This window comes from Desulfolutivibrio sp., assembly GCF_036584575.1.
Taxonomy (GTDB): domain Bacteria; phylum Desulfobacterota; class Desulfovibrionia; order Desulfovibrionales; family Desulfovibrionaceae; genus Desulfolutivibrio.
Genome location: NZ_JAZHDB010000080.1, coordinates 55,140 through 76,816 on the forward strand (window position 1 = coordinate 55,140; position 21,677 = coordinate 76,816).

The 21,677-nt window shown below is 56.9% G+C and carries 17 protein-coding genes, 1 pseudogene and 1 CRISPR repeat array; of the genes and pseudogenes, 4 read left to right on the forward strand and 14 right to left on the reverse strand.

The genetic code is table 11. The annotated features are described in order from the left end of the window. Positions 1-130 precede the first annotated feature (130 nt). The 10 genes from V3572_RS06165 to V3572_RS06205 form a co-directional block, all read right to left on the reverse strand. Entirely contained in the window at positions 131-412 is a 282-nt protein-coding gene (locus tag V3572_RS06165; RefSeq protein WP_332110103.1) for a hypothetical protein, read from the reverse strand. A 937-nt stretch (positions 413-1,349) separates the two neighbouring features. Then, positions 1,350-1,508, reverse strand: a complete 159-nt coding sequence (locus V3572_RS06170; protein WP_332110104.1) for a DUF3309 family protein — start codon at positions 1,506-1,508, stop codon at positions 1,350-1,352. Between the two features lie 656 nt (positions 1,509-2,164). Continuing rightward, positions 2,165-2,452, reverse strand: coding sequence for a hypothetical protein (locus V3572_RS06175; RefSeq protein WP_332110105.1), 288 nt, complete (start codon positions 2,450-2,452; stop codon positions 2,165-2,167). Positions 2,453-2,478: 26 nt separating this feature from the next. Then, complete coding sequence (locus V3572_RS17800; RefSeq protein ID WP_442877363.1) at positions 2,479-2,655, reverse strand: DUF3309 family protein; 177 nt, start codon at positions 2,653-2,655, stop codon at positions 2,479-2,481. Between the two features lie 804 nt (positions 2,656-3,459). After that, complete coding sequence (locus V3572_RS06180; RefSeq protein ID WP_332110106.1) at positions 3,460-5,871, reverse strand: DUF3987 domain-containing protein; 2,412 nt, start codon at positions 5,869-5,871, stop codon at positions 3,460-3,462. An 11-nt stretch (positions 5,872-5,882) separates the two neighbouring features. Next, positions 5,883-6,089: a helix-turn-helix transcriptional regulator gene (locus V3572_RS06185; RefSeq protein ID WP_332110107.1), complete on the reverse strand. Its 207-nt coding sequence runs from the start codon at positions 6,087-6,089 to the stop codon at positions 5,883-5,885. A gap of 201 nt (positions 6,090-6,290) precedes the next feature. Then, the gene (locus V3572_RS06190; RefSeq protein ID WP_332110108.1) at positions 6,291-7,148 is read right to left on the reverse strand and encodes a hypothetical protein; all 858 of its coding nucleotides are present in this window, start codon (positions 7,146-7,148) and stop codon (positions 6,291-6,293) included. Between the two features lie 252 nt (positions 7,149-7,400). Next, positions 7,401-7,661, reverse strand: coding sequence for a DUF2442 domain-containing protein (locus V3572_RS06195; RefSeq protein WP_332110109.1), 261 nt, complete (start codon positions 7,659-7,661; stop codon positions 7,401-7,403). Positions 7,662-7,666: 5 nt separating this feature from the next. After that, positions 7,667-7,927, reverse strand: coding sequence for a DUF4160 domain-containing protein (locus V3572_RS06200; protein WP_163300260.1), 261 nt, complete (start codon positions 7,925-7,927; stop codon positions 7,667-7,669). Positions 7,928-7,930: 3 nt separating this feature from the next. Beyond that, entirely contained in the window at positions 7,931-9,025 is a 1,095-nt protein-coding gene (locus V3572_RS06205) for a tyrosine-type recombinase/integrase (protein ID WP_332110110.1), read from the reverse strand. 542 nt (positions 9,026-9,567) lie between these two features. Between V3572_RS06205 and V3572_RS06210 the strand changes: the two are divergent. From V3572_RS06210 to cas2, 4 genes and pseudogenes are all read left to right on the forward strand, one after another. Beyond that, a pseudogene (locus V3572_RS06210) lies at positions 9,568-10,775 on the forward strand (IS3 family transposase); the annotation flags it as partial. A 432-nt stretch (positions 10,776-11,207) separates the two neighbouring features. Further along, positions 11,208-14,333 carry a type II CRISPR RNA-guided endonuclease Cas9 gene (gene cas9 / locus V3572_RS06215; protein ID WP_332110111.1) on the forward strand — a complete coding sequence of 1,042 codons (3,126 nt, stop codon included), beginning with the start codon at positions 11,208-11,210 and terminating at the stop codon, positions 14,331-14,333. Continuing rightward, complete coding sequence (gene cas1, locus V3572_RS06220; RefSeq protein ID WP_332110112.1) at positions 14,330-15,232, forward strand: type II CRISPR-associated endonuclease Cas1; 903 nt, start codon at positions 14,330-14,332, stop codon at positions 15,230-15,232. The genes cas9 and cas1 overlap by 4 nt, the downstream gene beginning before the upstream one ends. A gap of 23 nt (positions 15,233-15,255) precedes the next feature. Further along, positions 15,256-15,561 (forward strand): CRISPR-associated endonuclease Cas2, encoded by a 306-nt coding sequence (gene cas2 / locus V3572_RS06225; RefSeq protein ID WP_332110113.1) that lies wholly within the window; start codon positions 15,256-15,258, stop codon positions 15,559-15,561. Between the two features lie 51 nt (positions 15,562-15,612). Then, positions 15,613-16,044: direct repeats of the CRISPR family, unit length 36 nt; unit sequence AGTGTAGCCGAGAAGAAAAAGAGGTCAAGTCACAAC. 190 nt (positions 16,045-16,234) lie between these two features. Here cas2 and V3572_RS06230 read toward each other — a convergent pair. From V3572_RS06230 to V3572_RS06245, 4 genes are all read right to left on the reverse strand, one after another. Further along, positions 16,235-16,639, reverse strand: coding sequence for a type II toxin-antitoxin system VapC family toxin (locus V3572_RS06230; protein WP_332110114.1), 405 nt, complete (start codon positions 16,637-16,639; stop codon positions 16,235-16,237). Further along, entirely contained in the window at positions 16,639-16,902 is a 264-nt protein-coding gene (locus V3572_RS06235) for a type II toxin-antitoxin system Phd/YefM family antitoxin (RefSeq protein WP_332110115.1), read from the reverse strand. Before V3572_RS06235 ends, V3572_RS06230 begins: the two co-directional genes overlap by 1 nt. Positions 16,903-17,648: 746 nt before the next feature. Next, the gene (locus V3572_RS06240; RefSeq protein WP_332110116.1) at positions 17,649-20,072 is read right to left on the reverse strand and encodes a hypothetical protein; all 2,424 of its coding nucleotides are present in this window, start codon (positions 20,070-20,072) and stop codon (positions 17,649-17,651) included. Between the two features lie 88 nt (positions 20,073-20,160). After that, a complete protein-coding gene (locus V3572_RS06245) occupies positions 20,161-20,352 on the reverse strand; it encodes a helix-turn-helix domain-containing protein (RefSeq protein ID WP_332110117.1) in 192 nt (63 codons plus the stop codon). Positions 20,353-21,677: the final 1,325 nt, after the last annotated feature.

Genomic DNA, 21,677 nt, shown 5'->3' on the forward strand with positions numbered 1-21,677 from the left:
TCATGAGGCGGGCGTCGCCTCGGCTGTTCCGGTCTTGGTTCGGACCCTGCGGTCAGTCCTGGCCGCCGCCCCCCCCTCCAAGGCCGTTTTCACTGCCGGGGCTCCTTACGGGAATGCCCGCATGTCCTGGCTAATAGACGTTTTCGTTGCAGACCCAGCCGCGCTGTCCGGTAGACACGACTTCAACGTATGACCAGCCGCCCCCGGAGCCATAGATCAAGACCTTGAGCTGTTCATCCATGGCGATCCTGTTGAGCTGGCCGCACCAAAAGCCTTCGCAATTGCGGAGCGGGAGATTGGACATGCCGGAATAGGCGGTGCTGCCAAGCGGCCTTGCGGTTGCCGTGACGGCGGGAAGCCCGAGGATGGCGGCAAGGGACAGGACGCAGGCAATTTTTGTCAAACTCTTCATGGAACACTCCTCGCGTAATTTGTTTTTTGGAAATGGTAGTGAGACGACACACTCCTCTTAAAATTGCTTTTACGTTATTTTTTATGACATGGATTTTCCATATTCTGTTCGCAGATACAATCCAGCACGTTCTGAATTTCGCTAGATGATACAGGTGACATCATACACATCAAGCGCTCCATGTCATGACGACTTTGTTTATGTGAACAGCCCCATTGCGGATGGATTTCTCCACGGGCAACACCTCTAATATGGCTGAAGGCATTGCTCACGTTGATAGTCGCAATCGCCAAAGCAGGTTCGCTTGCTGCTCAAGCCGGAAGACCTGTCGCACGATGTGTTGCACTTTCTCCAGGTGTCGTTGCAGTAATCGAGGCTCCGCACATGCTCTATCCTCGGATAGGACTCGCCGCGCAGGATGGGAAGGGGGTCGATAACCCGACCGGCTCCACTTTCTTCGATATGGATGGCGCCGCCAGATGAATCTCTGTAATACAGTCTCCCTTCCGTGTTTGTGTAGTACCGGTCATTGTCATCATCAACGATATAGTATAACCCGGCAGTGCCTCGTTCAACGCGTACGTTCCGATCAATGGAGTGGACAGATCCGGCCTCGTCCACATAATACAACTTGCCGTTGTTGTCTCGATAGTACCGCCGTGGCCCTTCATCGTTTCTGTGCACGATGACAGCTCTGTCATCAGAATTGTTTGATGTTGTGACCACATCAGGCGGCGGAGGCCTTCTATTTCTGACGCATCCAGTCGTCACCGCCACAACAAGGAGCGCAGCCATGCCGAGTATCAAACAAGATAATCCACGTTTGCGTTGCATAAGAGTCCTCCATGGAGAGTCACAAGTTCTTTTCTATTTCTTTGGGCATGGATCCCATATCGGACTTTGCGTACTGAAGAGATGCGCATCGGATTGCGTCCGTTTAGATTTTCCCGAGCAGGAACAGGATGACAAGTATGGCCACAATGAGGCCGATGACGCCGCTCGGTCTGTATCCCCAGGACCTGCTGTGAGGCCAGATCGGGATGATGCCCACCAACATGAGCACAAGGACGATCAGGAGGATTGTTGTGATGGACACGAGATACTCTCCTTTTCAAATGTCTTACGAAAAAATTATACTGCTGAGCGTTTACTAATTGCGGTGTTGCATCAATTGCATCATCAATATCGAGCTCTGTTTCCTATTGTAGACGTTGACATATAAACTTCAGAAGTATTCTATTGCCTGCCTTTGTACTTGACATAAAATCAACTTGCTGCTGTTTCTGCTCCACCAACGGATTTCTTCTTCTGTTTCTGCGCTGCATGCTTGATATGATGCCAAGCATGGGCAAGGTCGCATGTTCACGATATATGTATTTACAATATTCGAGCCAGCCACGTCATGCTCGGCGTGCTGGAGATAACAGCATGGTTTCTCACGGAAAATGCGTCCATAAATGGAGGGACTCGGCAGGCAACGACCGCCAATATGGTCAGATATGACCGCCTGGTCATATCTGGCCAGATGGCGCGTTGTTTGGCGACAACGTGAGGCGGCCTGTGGCGGTGGCAGGACTTCCTGGCGCAGGCGCGGTCTTTGGAACTGCGACTGGCGATCATGGGCGAACGCCCCTGGTTTACGCTTTCTTGCCGCGTGGACGAAGCGCCACGCCCACCCTTCTCCTGTCTGACTGCCAGACGCAGGTTCCGCAGACCTGCGGCGCGAGAGGGGCGTGTCGGCCTGGGTCCTTGTCAGGGCCAGGTTGGCTGCCATCTCTCCTGGCGGGATTTCTCTGTGGGGGGTGGCGAGGGTGTTTCAATTTCCCCGGGGGCATCAGCTCTTGACACGGATACCATGCCACCGTTGTTTGTGAAAAGTTTGTTCGGCATCGGCTCCGCATAGTAAATGGCTTCGGGCACGATCTTGATGCAGGGTGGTTTCGGCACGGCCTGAGAGAATTCATTTTTTGCCGAATTCGCGAAAATCAGGGACACCAAAAGGCTGCCCCCGAAAAGCAATGGTTGCAGTAATTGTTTCATAACACTCCACACCGTCACGATAGCGTTCATATTGATAACGTCAACATATCATTTCCTATCAGTAGCAACACAATTAATATCATTATTATTACACTAATACTTGTGCTCATGGCATAGCCCATGGATTTTCGGTATGGCCATATCGGGATTATTCCGACAAATACCAGGACAAGGCCAGCGATAAAGAGTGTCATCTTTGACATTGCATATTCTCGTTTATTACGGGGTTGATTCGTTCCGCCTTCTCCGTCTGTCGCATGTCGACATAATCATCATGGCTCACGGCTATATTTCACGGAGTATCCTGTCGGACAGGATATCTTCGGGGTGGTGGCCTGATGGCATTGCGAAGCTACAAGAAGTAGGCCATTGGCCAAGCATAACCCAGGAGCCTTTAACTATCTGCTGTAAAAAGAGATATTATGTATAACTCAGGGCTAGGCGTCGCAGGCGGGAGGGCCGTATGTGGTCAAATGTGACAACTGGCAGGATATGGCCAGGGCAATCCTCTGATGCTCAGGGGGTTGTGCCCGTTTAGAGCCTATCCCACAAAGTTTTCTCGCCTTTTGATCAACAGTTCCGAAACCGATTATCTCACCGAGCCTGCGAGCGCCTCCCAGGTGACCCGACCGGCCTTCATTGTTCCTTGATCGTATTTCGCCGGGCAGCCCGCCGGGGCGATCTACCCACTTTCCGTATCCTACCCGCCAGCGAGTCCGCGCCTGTAGAGCTTGAGCAGGTTGTGGGTCAGACACCATAGCTCAATATATCGAGAGGGAGCTCCCTAACACCACTCTGTTGTTGGCAATCATGCAAACCGAACGCAAGTTTGCACCACTATCTCAGATTGTTGCAACAAAAGATGAGCGTCTGGCACACATGGGGAATCCCTTCAATACTACACCTGATGCGATGCCTTGCCCGACCCGAGGGCGAGGTTTCATTCTGCGAATCTGCGAATTGTGCGCCTAAGATCTGACAGGCTTGCATGATATGGTTTTCTCCATTCATGCCCATGTGTTGGGGTTGACCGTATAGACGGCGCTCGGCCTGCGGCCCGGACCTTTGCGCGAGTCCTGACTGACAGGAAAGATGAATGCCCGTTCTTCCAGAATGGCCAATCCGGCATTCACCTTGTCCATGGTCGGGTAGCGGCCCTTGACCTTTTCCATGGCGTCTCGGGCGGTAAACGACGACACGCGGTCGCGCTCGATCCATTTCAAGATGGCCTGGGCGCATTCCAACTGCGGGTCGCTGCCCATAAGTCCATAGGCGGCCGTGGCGTGCTCCGCGAGGATCGTGGCCGCTGCCAGCGCGTTCTCCATGGTCTGCGGTGAGAGTGCTTCGTTCAAGGGCTCGGGAGCCGTGACCATATGCATGAGCCCGGCAAGGCGAATGGCCTGTCCCGGGTATTTTCCACCCCAATCCGTCATATGCTCCAGCCTCCCGCCAGGAAGGAGAGCGGATTCCACATCCTGCGCGAACTTCAGCCACAGGTTCAACGCCTCCAGGGAGAGGGGCACATCATATGCGACCGCATTTCCATGCGCATCTCTCTTCCAGGGAATCGACAGGAGCCCTTGAATCGTCTGCCGCCATTTTCGCGCGACGGGCTCCGGCATGGGGGAGGAATCGAGGGACCGAGTTCCCAGGCGGCTTCGCGGCATGAAATACAGGAAGCGTCCGACAAGCCCCCTGCCGCGAAAACCCGGCTGCCCCGCGAGCGCCTGGACGACTTCCGGCTGCGGAGAAATAACCAGGGTCAGGTGCGGATCATTCAGGATGATGGTCTCCGCACCTCGGCGGTCGATCTGGCAGGTTTCGCCGGACCAGGATTTGAGCACGGCGTCGAGATTGGGCACGCCATTGGAATATCTCCCGGCGAGGGTGTCGAACAGGCCGCCCTCCGCCTCAAGAAGCCCGATGCGTTGCTCGTGCCTTTCCATGAGCAGCGCCAAGGCCTCGGGGGTGAAATCATCGGCCAGAAGGCGGGGAGCCCTGGGGACATCCGGAAGCTCCTTCTCCATCGCCTTTATTTCCTGGATAAGATCCTTGCGCTGCTGGGCGGTCTTCGCCTTCCCGATGCCGCCCCGCTTCATGTCGATGGCCTTTTCCAGGGTACGGCGTTCGCTTGCCGCCTCGTGAATACCGTCTTGCATCTCACGGCTTCTATCAGTCTGCCATTCCACCAGCGGTTTTTTGCAGGCCTCTACCGTGGCGCTTTTCCTCTCGCCCGGGGGCAATGGGCACAGGGCGAATATGTTCAGTGGCTCGTCATATCCGACCTTGACCTGAACCCGGCACTTTCGCTGGACAGCGACGGCAATCGTTCCAAGAGCGCTGCACAACGGCAGTTTGAAAGGAACTTGCAGTTCCTCGGCAAGCGCCGAGCAAAACTCTCCCAAGATACCAGGAAACAGCCGGGCCGGGATATCCGGCGAGTGTTCGGTTTCAAACCGTACCGGCGAAGGCCAGGCATCATTCCCGGCAACAGCGGGCAGAACCGGGATCGCAGCCAAAATGCTGTCCCGAACGGCACCAAGCCCCTCGATTCGGGCCAGGTCATTAAAGTCAGTCGCACCGCCCGGCACTTTGAATCTTGGAATTGCCAACAGCCCGGATACAGCGCGGGCCGATTCGGTCGCATGCGTAACCCCGGGATTTTGACCACGGGCGCTTTCTGTCTCGTGATCGTTGTCGGCGCACAGGATGATCTGTCTGTCCGGATACTTCTGACGGGCCATGGTGGCCACGGACATGAGGTTGCCGCAATGAAACGCGATAAGGACCGTGTGTTTCGTGGTCTCGTGGATGCTCGCCCCCGTGGCATATCCTTCCGCGATGCACAGGGGGCCGTCATCCCCTGGGATCGTGAAGCGGCCGCCGCTTATTGCGCCACCAGCGAGAAAGCGTTTTTCTCCGTCTGCCGCAACAAATTGCAGAGACATGATCGCGCTGGCATCGTCCAGAAGCGGGACGATGAGACGTCCGTCAGGGGCCACGCGGATATCGCCAAGCGGCTTGACGCCCTTGCGGACAAGATAGGGATGATTGAGAGGGGCGGGATCAGCCTTCTCCCAAATACGGGATGCGGTTTCCCTGGCTTTGGCGTGACGACGCGAGGATTCGTCCAGCCGGGCTTTTTGGGCGGCGGCGAACGAGGCCTGGAGCCGATCCTTTTCGGCAAAGGACATGGGGCGAGAATGGCGTTCAGCCCATTTTCCGGATTCGCCAGTACGGTAGTTTTGCCACCACCCGGACACGGGGGGATCGGCATGGAGCACATAAGCCCCGTCCTTGCCGCGTTCCTTGCCCACCGTACCGCAACGGTGCAGCTTTCCATCGGCGATAATCTCATCCGGGACCAAGCCACCGCTCTTAAGCTCTCCACGGAATGCGGAGACTGCATTGCTACTCATGCGGCACCTCGCTATCGCCTTGCCGAGGACGGCATGGAATCAATGGTGAAGACTTTGTGCTCGGCGAGATAGGCGTCCAGGTCGGCGGGGTCGTAAACGACCCGCTTGCCGAGCTTGGAATAGCGGGGGCCACGCCCCTTGCAGCGCCAGACTTCGAGGGTGCCGGGTGAAAGGCCCAGGTATTGGGCAGCTTCGCGGGTGTGAAGACCTTTAAGCATACGAGCTCTCCTTCGGTGAATTCACCCGAAAGATAACTCATAGCCTGACAAGCATGTCTAGGATTCTATCTGAAGGGTCTGAGTTTCCAATTTCCCCTGTGAGAAGGACGGCTATCTCCAGGTTAAAGAAGGTGCCGCGCTAAGAGGGGTGCTACTCCAGCAGGCTTGTATGTTGTTCACGTGACAAGAACATTCTTCGTGTTATATAGAATAAACATCTCTATCTTCAATGCACTTGCACGTTTTATAATACATATTTGAAAACGTTCTATCCGATGACGCCGAATACCCTAAACTTGAAAGATCAAACTTTTCTTTGAGGCGATGTATCGTTTTTGAAATAGCGCCATACGGAGGCTTCTCCTTTCCAATCTGTTTGTCAATAGCATCCCAAATCCACAATCCAACAGCTCTTGACGCATTGCTTGTTGGCGATAATTTTGACAACTTCTTTCTAAATTTTCTCTCATGGATATAAAATAAAAAGTCATTATCGACTTCGCCCGTGATATTATCAATTATGTTTGCCACATCCAACAAGACTGTTGTGTAATCATGGTTCAAGTTAACCGTGATTTTCAGGTTGCGTGTCTCTGGGTCGTATTCAAAACCTTTGAGTGACTGGTGATATACTTTATCGTAAAATTCCATTTTTAATTGTTTCTTTTTAATTAGCGTCCGCAGTATGTTGCCGGAATCAAAACCATAAAAACCATCCATGGTAGCAAATGGACATATATTGTATGTCCTCATAAATAATAATGTAAGGTGTCGCAACTGAAAAACAATCTGGAACACCTCTTTTTCGTTCATGTAAGGATTCATGATACTGTCAAATTTTGCAAACATTATATTTAGTGGATCAATCCCCTTGCCTTTCGCAAGAACGCAAAAATCAGCAATTTTTCTCGCATCATTGGCACACATGACGTTCCTATATGAATATTGGTACAACCAAAAGCGATACGCTACATACTCTGGTGATGACGTTTCTCCTTTTTTGTTGATATCTGCCCTGAAATTCTTATTAATTGGGGTTGGGTATGTAGAGCAGGACATTGAGTTCTCCAGTCAAGCTATACTTTGAAATTCAACACTACCACCTTGTCTATCTCCCCAGCACGCAAACCACGGTGCCCCTAGCGCACTCTACTTACTCCAGAGCACGGCGTATCGCTGCGGTCTCGACACCTTTCACAGCCCTTGAGACGCACGACATATGGCAAAACGGCGATCATGGCCCTCCCCCTCATGGGCCGTCCACAGGGACCGGGCCGTCCACAGGGACCGGGCCGTCTTGCCGTCCTTGGCCTACACGGCGGAGACCTGCCGTTGTTTCACCTCTTCGTGCATGGCGTCAGGTGCCACATCCGCCCCGTTGGGCCAGCAGGCCGTGCCTGTCTCGGCATCGACGCGCACCTGCTCGAAATAGGCGGGGTCCGACCACGGGGCGAACACGCCCTTGTGCGGCACATCAGAAAGGTCGACAACACCGCGCAGTCCATCCGCAAACGTCACCTCCAGGCGGTAGCCCGGCAACGGCTTGGCGGTCTTCACTTCCCAGGAAATCATGATCGTTACTCCAACGGGGTGATGGGGTTGGGTATGGAATATTCTTGGCATAGCCGCCAGTTCTGCATCAATTCCTCCCGGTGCTCGAAGGCCCACTCCAGGACCATGAGCCGCGCCCGACGGGGCAAATTGCCGGTCAGAATGTCCAGTGTTTCGATATCAAAAGTCGCGCCATGCTCGCCATACTTGGCGTGAAAATGCGGGCGGCCATGCTCCCGCCAGTACATGGTGATGATGATCCCGAAAAAGGCGCTTACGATGGGCATCGGCTAGTCTCCTCCCCCGATCCTAACCACCTTCCGCCCTCTGCCGGACATTGCATCCAGTCCCGCGTGGCTGGTCAGCAACTCCGCGGCCTTGTCGCTGGCTCGCTTTTTGGCGTCCGGAAGGAACTGCCCGTAGCGCCGGGTCATGGCCGTTGATTTGTGTGTAAGAAGTTCGCCGATCATGTCCAGGGTGAATTCTCCGGAATTGGCCAGGGTCACGGCGAAATGGTGCCGCAGACCGTGGAAAATCCTGAAGCGGGAGGGAATCCCGGCGGCCTTCTTGATGCGCCCGGCGGCCCCGCAGGCCACCCGTTGTCCGCCGCCCTTCCCGGGAAACACAAATGGACTTTCAAAAGAACTTTTTGCCTTCCAATCAAGCTGCTCTAACAGGATGGCCCGGGCAATGGGATTCATGGGGATGCTCACCGTCTTGCCGCCCTTTGGAGAACGGATGGTAATGATCCCGGACAGAAAATCCAGGTCCGCATCCCGCAGCTTGAAGACCTCGCCCCGCCGCATGCCCGTGAACATGGCCAGTTCCAGCATCCTGGCGGCATCCCGGGACGGCCACGCATCAAGCACCTCCTTGAGGCGGGCGGCCTCCTCGGGTTCCAGGTATTCCACCACCTCGTTATCCTTCCTGGGCATCTCGATGACGAAGGACAAGGCCGGACACAGCTTGGCCCTGGCCCCGAAATTCACGATGCGCCGCACCAGTTCCAAGGCGTTCCAGACCGTGGCCGGAGCGCGGCCGGTCATGGCCTTGCGCACCCGGGCCATGTCCAGGGGCGAGAGCTTACTTGCCCGAAAGCCGCCCAGTATGGGCCGGATATGCTTGTCATAGCGGTTGCGGTCCGTCACCACGCCTTTCAGGGAATCCCCTTTGGTCGCGAAATAGGCCTTCGCCAACTCGTCGACGGTCTTGTCCCGCTTGTCGCGTTCGCGGGCAATCTCCTTGGCGGTCTTCACGTCCTGGCCATGCCGGGCGGCCTTCACCCGTTCGGCCCGGACCTCCGCCGCCACCTGGGGGGTATAGCCTTCCGACCTCCAGCCGACTTTCTCCCAGCGTTTCTTGTCCTCGACCTTATAGGCAATCACATAACAAACGTCCGCCTTATCTTCAAAGCGGCGCTCCGTGCTTTCGTAGCAGTAAACACCGGGCCATTTCGCCGGGTGCGCCCGTGAATATTTCGTGGCCATTCTTTCGTCCTCTTTCCTACCCTGTTCCTACCCCACCACCCCTTGAAGCCTGACAGGACCACACTTTCTTTCCTACCCTATTCCTACCCAGGAGGGTAAAAAAGGTCAAATGTCGTTAAACAGCATTCGGGTAAATGACCCAATGACGACATGGCTGTCAAGCCTGTAATTTAAGGATAAACTTGCCGCATTAGGCGTAGTTAAACTGGGTAGGAGATGGGGTAGGAAGACCCGGTTCACGGGCTCATAACCCGAAGATCGCAGGTTCAAATCCTGCCCCCTCAACCAGCAAAATCAAGGGCTTACGGACGAAAATCCGTAGGCCCTTTTTTCATACCCCACACTATACCCCACACGCTGACCGCTTCTGATTCAGTCGGCTGGAGTAGCCCCCAATTAGACCGGACACCCTGGCCAACCGAGGAGGTAGGGCTAGAGGTATGTCCAGACATAGTGCTAACGAGTTCCCCACGGTCGAGTTGGTCAACGAGGTCCAGCGTCGGCGCTGGCCATTGGCGGAGAAGCTGCGGATCGTGGAGGAGTCTTCCCGGCCTGGGATGAGCGTCTCGTACGTGGCCCGCAAGCATGGCATTGCCCCGAACCAGCTCTTTCGATGGAGGAAACTCATGAGCGAAGGCGGCAAGGTGGCGGTCCAGGCGGACGACGAGGTGGTCAGCGCCTCGGAGAATCGTGCTCTCAAGAAACGGGTCCGCGAGTTGGAACGACTTCTGGGCAAGAAGACGATGGAGGTGGAAATCCTCAAGGAAGGCATCAAGATCGCGCGCGAAAAAAAACTGATCTCGCGCACGCCGTTACCCTTCGAGGAGGATTCCCTGTGAAGCGGGTGGCGGAGGCGTTTGACGAGGCCCGTTCGCAGTTGTCCGAACGACTGGCGACTGGCCCAAGGAACCGTCCCTCCCGTTATTCCAAGGCCCAGGACGAAGTCCTGCTGCCTTTGGTTCGTGAGATCATCGATGGACGGCTGACCTACGGCTACCGGCGGGTCTGCGCCCTCCTGAACCGGCGTCTTGTGGAACTGGGGCAAACACGGGTGAACCACAAGCGCGTGTATCGGATCATGCGCCTTCACGGCCTGCTTTTGGCCAGGCACACCGGCAAGCGCCCAGAGCGGTCTCATGAGGGCAAGGTCATCATGCTACGGCGCAATCTGCGCTGGTGTGCTGATGCTTTCGAGATTGGATGCTGGAACAGCCAGAAGGTCAGGGTGGCGTTCGCCTTGGATTGCTGCGATAGGGAAGTCATCGGCTTCGTGGCCGCGACAGGCGGCATCTCGGGCGCCATGGTGCGGGATATGATGCTGGAATGCGTGGAAAAACGTTTCGGCATGAGTTGTTGCCCGAAACATGTGGAGTGGCTTACAGATAATGGTTCCTGCTTCGCGGCCAAAGAAACCGTTGAATTTGCCGCCTGGCTGGGCCTGGTCTGCCGGTTCACGCCGGTCAGAAGCCCCGAAAGCAACGGCATGGCTGAAGCGTTCGTGAAAACCTTCAAACGCGATTACGTGTACGTCCATGACCGTCCGGACGCTCAGACCGTCTTGAGCCAGCTTGCGGCATGGTTCGAGGATTACAACGAAATCCATCCGCACAAAGGGCTTAAGATGCTGTCACCTCGTGAGTTCATCCGGAGGTGTGCCGCTGACGAGTCACTGCGGAGTGAGCCGACGGCCCGCCGCCGAGAATGGACCGCAAACGAGCTCGTCGGAGGCGGCGGGACGGCGGCGGTGCGTGCCCAACGTTCTTAAACTGGTGTCCGGTTTAGCGGGGGCAACTCCATCGGCATCCTTAGCGCCCCACTCGCCTGGCCACAGTTGCCTCTCCTTCCTGGCGGGTACATCATCCAACCCCAGCAGCCGCTTTCTCCCCTTTTTTCAAACAAAAAGCCCGTCTAAAGACGGGCTTTTTGTTTGAAAAAAGGGAGGCGTGCCAGACGCCCCTGACGCCGCCCTCAGGCAACGCCATACGGAGCCGAGCTCCTTGTTGTGACTTGTAATTTGAGTATATATACAAAGCGTGACTTGTGTCAAGGGGTCTATTTTTAAACAAATGGAGGCGACACCTTGAAAAGCGACCATGCTCGTAACCTGCTGGTTGGATTAGACCTTGGCCCCGCATCCGTGGGCTGGGCTATCTTTGAAACCGATGCGACAGGGAGATCGGCAAGCATCCTTCATTGCGGTGTTCGCATTTTCGACGCTGGAACCGAGGGCGACATTTCCTCCGGACGGGATGCCAGCAGAAACACGGCACGCCAGGAAGCGAAGTCCAGGCGCAAGCTCCTGGAACGAAAAGCCATGCGTAAGACCCATCTTATGCGGGTTCTCGAACGAATAGGCCTCTTCCCCGAACTACCGAACCACTCACCGACTGAACGAAACAAGGGCGTGTGCAATTTGGACGAGAGCCTTCGTGATGAATTTTATCGCCTCCATCCGGAGTATCTCAATGCCGAAAACGGTGGGCGCCGCCTCTTTCCATATCATCTGCGGGCAATCGGCCTGCATGAACGCCTTGAACCATTCGAACTCGGACGGGCGATCTATCATCTGGCCCAACGGCGCGGATTTTGGTCAAACAGTCGCAAAACTCCGACTGACAAGGACGAGGGCGAAGTCAAAGCGGCCATACACGCCCTGCGCGTAAAGATGGGCGACATGCGCCTTGGGGAATATTTGGCCCATACCGGGGGTAACATCCCGAAAGGGCCTGAATCGCGCATCCGTGGGCAAAAACTTCACCGCGACATGCTGCAAGACGAATTTACCGCCCTTTGGCATTGTCAGGCGCAGTTTCATCCCGCCCTCCTGAACAAGGGATGTTATGACGGCGTATGGAAGGCCATCTTCTGGCAAAGGCCCCTGAAAAGCGCCAAGCATCTGGTTGGATTCTGCACTCTGGAGAAAGGCTCCCGACGCACCCCGCTTTGCACGCTTGAAGCACAACGTTTTCGCCTGCTCTCCAAGCTCAACAATCTCGAAGCGATTTCCAATCATGGCGAAGTGGCAATCCCCGATGTCACCCAGCGCGCATGTCTTCTTGAACATCTTGAAAAGGAGGGAGACCTGACGTTCGTCATGGCCCGTAAACTCATGAGCCTCAATAAAGACTGGCAATTCAACCTGGAGCGCGGCGGTGAGAAAAAAATGGAGGGCGACCGCACGAGCGCAAAACTGCGCACCTTGCTTGGCGATGCCTGGGATGCCCTCCCCCTGGAAAAACGATCCCGTCTCGTCCTGCTTGTCCATGCGACAAACAAAGAGGCGGTCCTGGCCCGGGTGGCCGCCCGCGACTATGGCCTTGTTCCTGAGACTGCGGCCGCGCTGGCGACAATCCGCCTTGAGGATGGATACCTTTCCCATTCCCGAAGCGCGGTTCTGAAACTCATGCCGCACCTGGAAAATGGCGTCCCATACGCCACGGCACGCAAGATTGAATATGGCGCGGAAACGCCCCCGCCGCTTCATGATCGTCTCCCGCCCGTGGCCATCGCCCTGCCGGGCATCAGAAATCCCATGGTGACACGGACGTTGACCGAGATGCGGCGCGTGGTGAACGCCATCTGCGACCGTTACGGGAAACCCGCGATTATCCGCGTGGAGTTGGCCAGGGATCTCAAGAGATCGCGTAAGGACCGCATGTCCGTCACCAAAAACATGCGCTCCAGAGAGAAAGAGCGCAACAAGGCCTATGCTGAGATACTCGAAATGTTTCCTGGCCTAGGACTTCAGCAGCGGACAGCGGTCTTGAAAAAACTCCTGGCCGAGGAATGCGGCTGGCAATGCCCATATTGCGGCGAGATGTTCAGTCCCGCAGACGTCTTCGGACCGCATGCATCAGTAGACATCGAGCATATCCTGCCACGCTCACGCAGTCTGGATAATTCATTTCTCAACAAAACCCTGGCTCATAACGCCTGCAACATCAAAAAAGGCAACCGCACCCCGTTTGAGGCCTTCGGAGCCGACACGGAGGCCTTCGAGGCCATGCTCGAACGTGTCCGCCGCTTCCACTGCGATATCGGCGCAAAAAAGGCAAAGCTGCACCGCTTCGAGGTTCCGGACATGGCTGTGGAGTTTGCGGACTTCACCAACCGGCAACTTTCGGACACCCGCTACGCCTCCAAGCTCGCCCTGGAATATCTGGGTCAGCTTTACGGCGGCGACGCGGCCAAGCGGGTGCGCGCCTCGTCAGGAGGCGTGACCGCCCTGGTCAGGGACATGCTGGGCCTGAACTTCATCCTGGGCCGTGGGGAAAAATCGCGCGCCGACCACCGGCATCACGCCGTGGACGCCATGGCCGTGGCCATGACCGACCAAGGGATGATCCAACGCATCGCCAGGGCTGCTGAATGGGCCGCGTCGCATCGCGAGCGGCTATCGAAAGCCCCTTTTAGCGGTGCATGGGAAGGATTCATAGACACTGCCACGGACATGATCATGAACATCGCCGTGTCCCTGCGACATCGGCGCAAAGTGAGCGGACAACTCCATGATCAGACGTTCTATTCCCGCCGTGGCGAACGCCTCAGCGTCCGAAAAAAACTGGAGAAGTTGAGCCCCCCAGAGGTTGACCGCATCATTGATCCCTATATCCGCGAGTTGGTGAAGACGCGCCTCGACGCCTTGGGAATGCAAGACCCGGCCAAAGCCTTTGCGGCCGACGCCAATGCCATCCTTCTCAAGCGCCTCGGAGGGACACAGGTCAAAAAGGTACGCGTGTTTGTTTCCGGCAAGGCGGAGACCATCGGGAAAGGTGCGCGCGCCAGGACGGTCATGACCGGCGGCAACCACCATATGGCTGTTTACGAATCACTCGATAAAAAGGGGCAGCTGGTCTGGAAGGGAGACGTGGTGACCCTGATGGAAGCCAAGCGACGGACGGCCAAGGGGTTACCTCCCGTAAATCGCGACGCTCCGGAGTATGGCCGATTTCTCTTCTCCCTTACCAGCGGTGATATTGTCGCCTTACCTGATGGAGAAGGGGAATGTCTCTGGCGGATCAGATCGGTATGGCTTGAAAAGGCAAGTGCCCGGTTGAGGCTAACTCCTTTGCACGATGCTCGTCCGGAAGAACAACTCAAACAGGAAAAACTCAGGCGGCAGATCATGCTTGACACATTGCGAGAGAAAGGATGCCGCAAGGTCACCGTCACGCCCATGGGTGAGATCAGGCGGGACAACACATGAACCGCATCTTGGACATCGGCGACCAACCTGCCCGGCTCAACGTCGAAAACGACCTGCTCCGGGTCCGCATTGAAAACAACGCGGATGTCTTTATTCCGCTTCCTGAGATCGCAGCGCTTGTCGTCTCCCACCATCAGGTGTCGTTCTCGCATGCGGTTCTTGCGGGGCTGGCGACGAATGGCGGCACGTATGTGGCCTGCGACGAGAGACATATGCCCGTGGGAATGATGCTGCCCCTCTCCGGGAACACGGTTCAGACGGAACGCATCGCCGCCCAGGCCCGGGCTTCACTGCCGATGAAAAAGCAGGCCTGGAAGCATGTCGTTCGCATGAAGCTGCGTAACCAGGCCTGGGCGTTGTCCCTGACTACAGGCCATGACCACGGTCTTAAGGCCATGACCGGCGAGGTCCGTTCCGGTGATCCGGAGAATGTCGAGGGTAAGGCCGCCCGGAAATACTGGAGGGCGCTGTTCGCATCGGAGCGTTTCACACGCGACTCTCACGCCGGAGGCGTGAACGGCTGGCTCAACTACGGCTATGCCGTGGTCAGGGCGATCATGGGCCGGGCCGTATGCGCCTCAGGACTACACCCGTCTTTGGGGCTGCACCATCATAATCGCTACGACGCCTTTTGTCTGGTGAGCGATTTGATGGAGCCCTACCGGCCGTTGGTCGACATCGGGGTCGCCGGTCTTGTCGTCGAGCACGGCATGGACCGTGATCTGGACAAAGAATTGAAACGCACCTTGCTGACGCACCTGAATCAGGATGTTCTTGTGGATGGGCAGCGCAGAGAGCTTTTCAGTCTCGCGGCCCGAACGGCCCAGACCTTGGCGGATGTATTTCTCGGCAAGCGCACACGTGTGTTTCTTCCCCGGTTCGAAAGTATGGCGGGCTAGCTGTGAACGGGAGATTCAAGGCCATGTGGGTTTTCGCGCTCTTTGATCTTCCCGTCACCGGGGCCAAGGAGAGAAAGGACTATGCCCGCTTTCGCAAGGATCTGAAGCGGATGGGATTCAGCATGCTGCAATACTCGGTATATGCCCGGTATTGCCACAGTCGCGAGTCGCACGATACTTTTTTAAATCGGGTCCAGAAGCTGGTTCCCGAGAAAGGCGAAGTGCGGCTTCTGGCGATCACGGATGCGCAATTCGTAAAGATGCGCGTGCTCGTGGGAAAAAAACGAAGAAAGGCGGAAAAAGGGCCGGAGCAACTCATGTTTTTCTGAGTCCGCCCCGGCCATTTTCTTTAATGATTACAACGCATTGCCCACAGAAAGAGTGTAGCCGAGAAGAAAAAGAGGTCAAGTCACAACGACTCCATAGGCAGTTCGCACGGATGGCGAGTGTAGCCGAGAAGAAAAAGAGGTCAAGTCACAACTACGGCGCTTACGGCCTGGCTGCAAAACGTAGTGTAGCCGAGAAGAAAAAGAGGTCAAGTCACAACCGCCCCGGACAGGGACACGCCGATCCTTGCAAGTGTAGCCGAGAAGAAAAAGAGGTCAAGTCACAACTCAGAAACATCCGTTTGCGGATCGTCGGGGAGTGTAGCCGAGAAGAAAAAGAGGTCAAGTCACAACCGTGGTGACGGGGACGCCCTGGACGGGCGGAGTGTAGCCGAGAAGAAAAAGAGGTCAAGTCACAACATACCTCCTGGGGTCCGTGCAGGATCTGCTAGTGTAGCCGAGAAGAAAAAGAGATCAAGCACAACACGCTCACGGACATGAACAAGGGCACGGAGGCTTTGCGGAGCGAACCCGAAGACCTTGGCCTTTATGGCTTGGCCGCTCAAGACCTCAAGACGAAAAGACGGCGAGAGGATGGATGCGCTGCTCCCACACACCACCTCGCCGGACAAGTCCCCGCAGAGACGCAGGTCTTCCCCGCACGCGATGGGGCAGCCTACTCCCAGGGATTGAACACGCGCACCCCTGTGGGCATGAAGTGCCGCTCATTGCGTGTCACCACCACCATGTCGTGTTCCAAGGCCGTGGCGGCAATGAGGATGTCCGCATCAGCCCGGCCCAGGTCCGCGCTGCATTGGCCCCAGCGGCGGGCCACCTCCGTGGTGATGGGCAGGATGTGGTCCCCGTAGGCCAGCACCAGTTGCGCCAGCCAGTCGGTGAGGCGTTGGGCGAAAGCGGCATCCCTGGCTTGCTGACGACGGATGCCGCGCTCTATTTCGCCGACAGTGACCACGCTGACGAAAAGCGTCCCATCGTCCGTAGCGCTGATCCAGCGCACCACGCCGGGGTTTCGGTCTTTCTTGCGCAGTTCCGAGAGGACGACCGTGTCCAGCAGAAACATCAAAAATCCACCTCCCTCAAGGCGATGTCATCGCGCGTGGCGTCCGCCTCCGCACCACCGCCGGGCATGGAGAGCAAAAATTCCGTGAAACGCGGGGCAGGGCTCTTGCCTTGGGCTACAAACCTTTCATAGTCGGTCATGGAAACCACCACCACCGAAGGCTTGCCGCGCTTGGTCACCACCTGCGGCGCACCGGCGCACGCGGCATTGACCACTTCACTGAACTTGTTTTTGGCGTCTTGCAGCGTCCATGTGCTCGGCATAGGCCCTCCTGTCTAGACATTACATCTAGCCATTATCCAGACAAATGGCAAGCAGGCCTTGGACAAAACGTGCGCTGTCCCGACGGGCAATGATTCTGTGCTCTGCAAGCACGGCCCCTGTTCCTTCGAGCTGCACGACTCCCTGGCCACGCTTTTTTCCAGTTGCCTGCTTGGGCATCACTTCCAGCCCGCCTACGGCCCGCGCATTCGGTTGACGGCCTCGGGGGCAAGGCGCTTCTGGAAAAGTAGTCTGGACAACTTGCCCCGCCGCAAGCCGCCATTCAGACCGTGCCCAGCGGTCCGGGAATAAGGTGTTTCCGATTTGGAGAAACTGGCCACGTCGCTTTGGCTCCGCAAAGAGACTCCCGGGGCACACGACGCCGATCTCGCGCAGACGATGCCTCGCGTCAAGCCGCACATCAGCCCGGTTGATGCCCGTCAGGCCCTCCGGGATAAGACGGCACTGCCCGCGTAGCGCCCGATCCTTACCCCGTCATCAAATAACACATTTGGCCGTAAAGCCAGACTGTCCACTCTCCTTTCCCCCGCGCCTTGCGGCAACTCGCGCAAATCATGCGCTTTTCTTGCGCGTCACGCTGCAATATTTCGCCTTCGGCGGCACGAGGAAGTCCCCTTGCACACGTCCCCCCAATAAATGGGCCTCCCAGGAACGGCGGGCATGCCCTACTCCCAGGAGGCCTCTGTGACCTCTTCTTTTTCTTCCGCCTCAACGAAACAAACGAATTTCACGAATTATCCGGCAGGCTCCCCTTGGGCGATAGTTCGTTATCTTCGGTTTGTTCGTTCAGGGTGAAAATAACCTTCGGCCTGCCCGTGGTCTTCTCTTCCGTCCTGTTGATGCGCCCGGCGGTCAGAAGTTCCTGCAGGGCCTCGCGAAGCCTCTCCCTGGACGCGTTATTCCCGAGCGCCCGGTGCAGGGCCGTGGTCGTCATGGGGCCTCCAGCCAGTGCGCCACGAATCTTCTCCGAGAGCGGATTGGCCTCGCGACTGCCGAAGATGTAGAGCGCCGAGGCCCGGCAGTACTCCCAAAACGCCAGCCCAGCCTGGAGATGCGCCTCGCCGATATGCCCCTGGCCGTCCAGCAGGGCATAGATCATGGCCAGCCGAACGGTCTGGGCCTCGCCCCGGTTGATGATGCACCCCGCAAGTCCGGAATGCTCCCGGGAAAGACTGGGATAGACCGCACGCCACAAGTCTTCTGCCGGTCCATCCCACGTCATCTCTTCGCGGCGCTGTCCGATAGCGACCAGCCGCGACACCTCAAGCCGCAGCCTGGACAGTTCGTTCTGGGGCATCCGGCGCGGAATGGGCACCATCCCATGCCTTTTGGCGCACACCCAGAGAAACCGGTTCCCAAAGCCGTTGAAGGCCTGGACCTCATCCAACAACACGCGCAACTCTTGAAACGTGATGTGGGTGACGATGCCGACATGCGCCCCCGTGACCTTCGTCCGCTCCTTTTTCACCATTGGGGAATACTCGCCCGAATCCCAAAAGCACCGAACCGCTGTCGACAGGGTATTCCCCTCGCGCTTGGTGCATTGCAGCGCTGAGGCGAATTCCTCATCCGCGACATACAGACGTTTGTCCTCGACTCCGGGGTCCACCAGAACCCATGACCCGGCAGAGGTCTTCTTGTCGATGACCCATTCCGTGCGGGCATCCCGGACACAAAACGCGAGGCCCTCGCCGGTGGAGAGCGGGCCGCTGCTGGTCGCGGCAAGCGACGGGAACGGGTTGTCCTGGTTGTCCGGGAGGCCTTCGGGAGAAAAGAGCGCATTCACAGGATGCGCCGAGGTTCCCTTCCTGGCCTTGCTGGACGCCCCGACGATGGCCGTGAACAGGCGCGGATAATGCCGCGTCTCACCCAGATACATGCCCGGCCCCTTCAGTACCCCGTTGCCGGACACCTCCACCCCGAAGCGGGTCAGAAAGGTGGCCAGCACCGCTGCCGGATCGGCCTCCGATTCCCGCGTGGCCAGTTCGATAAACGCACCGGCAAGGCCTGGGTACGCCTGCGCGGAAAGGCTCGGCCACAGCAAGAGAAGTGGCGTCCACTCCTCGGGCTGCTGGCTGGCAGGGGCAGGGGTGACGGCCACGTTGCCCGCCCCGAGCGGCGCGTCGCCGCTTATCCTCTGGCGCGCCTCCTTCCAGGTGCGCCCCCGGCAGGAGTCGTGAAAGCACTGGTACGAGAGCCTGCCTTCAGCGGCCTGATAGATGGCGGCCTCGCCAGGGGCATGTCCCGGATCGAACACGCATTCCTCCAGGACATACAGCGTGCCGCCCTGGAAGGGCTTTTCCTTCTTCAGTCCACGGCCATGCCGCTCCAGGTAGGCGCGGACATCGAACCGCCCTCCCGGGTCTGCGGCAGTGGCGGCAGGGAGAGCGTGGCGTGGCGTTGCATCCGCCCCGGCCTGTTCGGCAAAGGCCTCCAGCAGCGCCCGGGGAACGGGCGCGCTATGTCCCGGCACATCCACGAGAGCGGACAGTCGATGTGGCCGGTCCACCGTGTGATCGCCCTTGCGGGCCATGGTCCCCCACAGCTTGACCAGCCGGGCCGGGTTGAACACGGACTGATCCACCGTGGCCTCGCCGGTATCGAATCTGGCGGCCAGGGCCTTGAGCACTCCCTTGACTAACATGACGTTCTCGGACGTGTTGGCAAGGTCGAGCTTGTACACAAGATGCCACCCATTCCCCGAGTCGGCGAAAAGCGCCTCCGGCCACCCCAGATCGGTCAGATGGGCTGCGATCTGGTGCGCCACGTCGTACGCCGCCATTTTCTCCGGCTCTGAGCTTGAGATGCCGGAGGGACGCGCCGGGTCCACGTCCACCAGGAGGTTGCGCAGACAGAGGGCCTCACTATCCTGCGTCCGCCCCACTCCCGCCTTCAGCCTGTGGTCGGCGCGCCCGAGGAGGGCGGGGGCGACCGGGTTGAGGGTGACATACACCCCCTCGGGCTTTGCCTCCGCATCCAGCCGGACGGCCAGTTCCGCCAGAGCCTGCTTGTCCCGGAACCATCCGGCCACGATGGCCTTTTTGCCCCCGGCAAACTCGTTGCCCCAAAGGCTGGACTTCCTGGTTTGCGGGCCGATGGCGCAGAGTTCCACAACATGCTCCGCATCGTACAAGGCGACGATGGCTTTCATGACCCTGTCAAGCGGACTGTTCGGCTCCACGTTGGCAGGCCACGGATCAAAGGCTTCGGCGGCATTTGATTTCGTGTTCATACACCGCCTACCTCCGCTCGGGATCGATGAGGTTGGCATTGAGAAACGCATCCAGGTCTGACAGCCGGTAGCGGATCGAACGGCCGAGCCGGAGATACTTCGGCGGCCTGTGCGTAAACCGCCATGCCTGAAGGGTTTTCACGGAAAGACCAAGATAGGCGGCCGCGTCTTTTTCATCGATCAAGCCAAAGGAATTCATTATGCCTCCTTGAAGGCCTGGAGGCGCGACAGCGTCCCACCACTGGATGGAGAGGCTCTCCATGGGGGAGACGGCTTTTTTGCTTGTCAGAACCGGCGCGGTGAGGGTAGCAAGGAGATGTGAGTATCTACCGTTGACGGAGTTGGCGCTCCGTTGACCCTCAGTCTTGCCGGGGTGCTGAAAGCAATTTCACGCCCCGGTTTTTTTGGGGAAATTCCCAGTTCCGCTGTTTTCCACAGCAACCTAAATCAACAGTGTACAATCTTGAGAAATGCTCCTATTTTACAATATTTTTTCAAATGATAAACATTGTTTTGTGGAAAACCAATTGCTTCATTATTATATTCATGTTGCGATGTCACATTATTAATTCAAATAATACGTAATTTGTAATTGTATTTTTACGAAGTATATCAAAAAATTCTCCAAATACACATTCATAATTTTCAAACAACATCAATACAACTTGCCATTAAGATGCAGTATAATGTTGAAATATATGAAGCATATTTGACATATTGACCTCACTGTGCTATGGAAATGTTCTTTCACCCGCGCGGCGCGGTACATGATACCCATCGACTGTTTCGGCGAAGTGCTCGTCAAAGTGCAACGGCAATTGGCGCGAGCAAGAAAACATACGGTAAAATAACGTCCAAGGGAGACGTATGCCCGATAATCGCTCAAATCCGCCCTGCCATCTGGCCCAAGGCCGAGACTCGGGGGAAGACACCCCATAATCGGGTTGGGTTGAGCAGAGAGGGCTAAAAAAGTCATCGAAAAATACCTCGACGGTGTAAGCAAGAGTTTTCGGCCTATCCGGTTACGGGTTCAGGAGAGAATCTCATTGGCCCGCGCCTAAAACGCCATGCCGAGATGCAGGGCGTCTGGAACCAAAAACTTGATGACCTCGAAAAAAACATGGCGGCCTCCTGAAGTCAGACGGCCGCCATGCCCGGTGGGGGTAAATCCATGAGGAGTCCCGAATCGCGGGGAAAGGCGGCCCGCGCACAGGCAAAAAACCTACACCCTGTTTTTTGACTTTTATTGCGCCGTACCCGTTTGGGCTACGAATGCACCCGTTTGGGCTACGAATGTGACCGGTTTGGGCTATAAGATTTTTCTTGACAGGATTTTCGTGATGGCCTGTTTTCGCCGAAATGGCCCATGCCTATGGTCCGTCCTCTCGCCAATCAAACCCTTGTGACCGACGTAAAAAAGGCAAAGCAGCAGGAGGGGCTTCGGAGGGGCTTCGGAGGGGCTTCGGAGGACAGCTTCCGGCTTGTTGCCTCGGAGCGTGTTAATGGCAAGGTGCGGCAAAAAAC

Excerpts from the sequence above, each read along its gene's own strand:
- V3572_RS06195 (WP_332110109.1), bottom strand. The coding sequence starts at position 7,661 with ATGATTTCCTGGGAAGTGAAGACCGCCAAGCCGTTGCCGGGCTACCGC.
- V3572_RS06235 (WP_332110115.1), bottom strand. The coding sequence starts at position 16,902 with ATGCCGAGCACATGGACGCTGCAAGACGCCAAAAACAAGTTCAGTGAA.
- V3572_RS17800 (WP_442877363.1), bottom strand. The coding sequence starts at position 2,655 with ATGTCAAAGATGACACTCTTTATCGCTGGCCTTGTCCTGGTATTTGTC.
- V3572_RS06245 (WP_332110117.1), bottom strand. The coding sequence starts at position 20,352 with ATGAATTCCTTTGGCTTGATCGATGAAAAAGACGCGGCCGCCTATCTT.
- V3572_RS06165 (WP_332110103.1), bottom strand. The coding sequence starts at position 412 with ATGAAGAGTTTGACAAAAATTGCCTGCGTCCTGTCCCTTGCCGCCATC.
- V3572_RS06180 (WP_332110106.1), bottom strand. The coding sequence starts at position 5,871 with ATGAGTAGCAATGCAGTCTCCGCATTCCGTGGAGAGCTTAAGAGCGGT.
- V3572_RS06190 (WP_332110108.1), bottom strand. The coding sequence starts at position 7,148 with ATGTCCTGCTCTACATACCCAACCCCAATTAATAAGAATTTCAGGGCA.
- V3572_RS06230 (WP_332110114.1), bottom strand. The coding sequence starts at position 16,639 with ATGTTTCTGCTGGACACGGTCGTCCTCTCGGAACTGCGCAAGAAAGAC.
- V3572_RS06240 (WP_332110116.1), bottom strand. The coding sequence starts at position 20,072 with ATGAAAGCCATCGTCGCCTTGTACGATGCGGAGCATGTTGTGGAACTC.
- cas2 (WP_332110113.1), top strand. The coding sequence starts at position 15,256 with ATGTGGGTTTTCGCGCTCTTTGATCTTCCCGTCACCGGGGCCAAGGAG.
- V3572_RS06175 (WP_332110105.1), bottom strand. The coding sequence starts at position 2,452 with ATGAAACAATTACTGCAACCATTGCTTTTCGGGGGCAGCCTTTTGGTG.
- V3572_RS06185 (WP_332110107.1), bottom strand. The coding sequence starts at position 6,089 with ATGCTTAAAGGTCTTCACACCCGCGAAGCTGCCCAATACCTGGGCCTT.
- V3572_RS06200 (WP_163300260.1), bottom strand. The coding sequence starts at position 7,927 with ATGCCCATCGTAAGCGCCTTTTTCGGGATCATCATCACCATGTACTGG.
- cas1 (WP_332110112.1), top strand. The coding sequence starts at position 14,330 with ATGAACCGCATCTTGGACATCGGCGACCAACCTGCCCGGCTCAACGTC.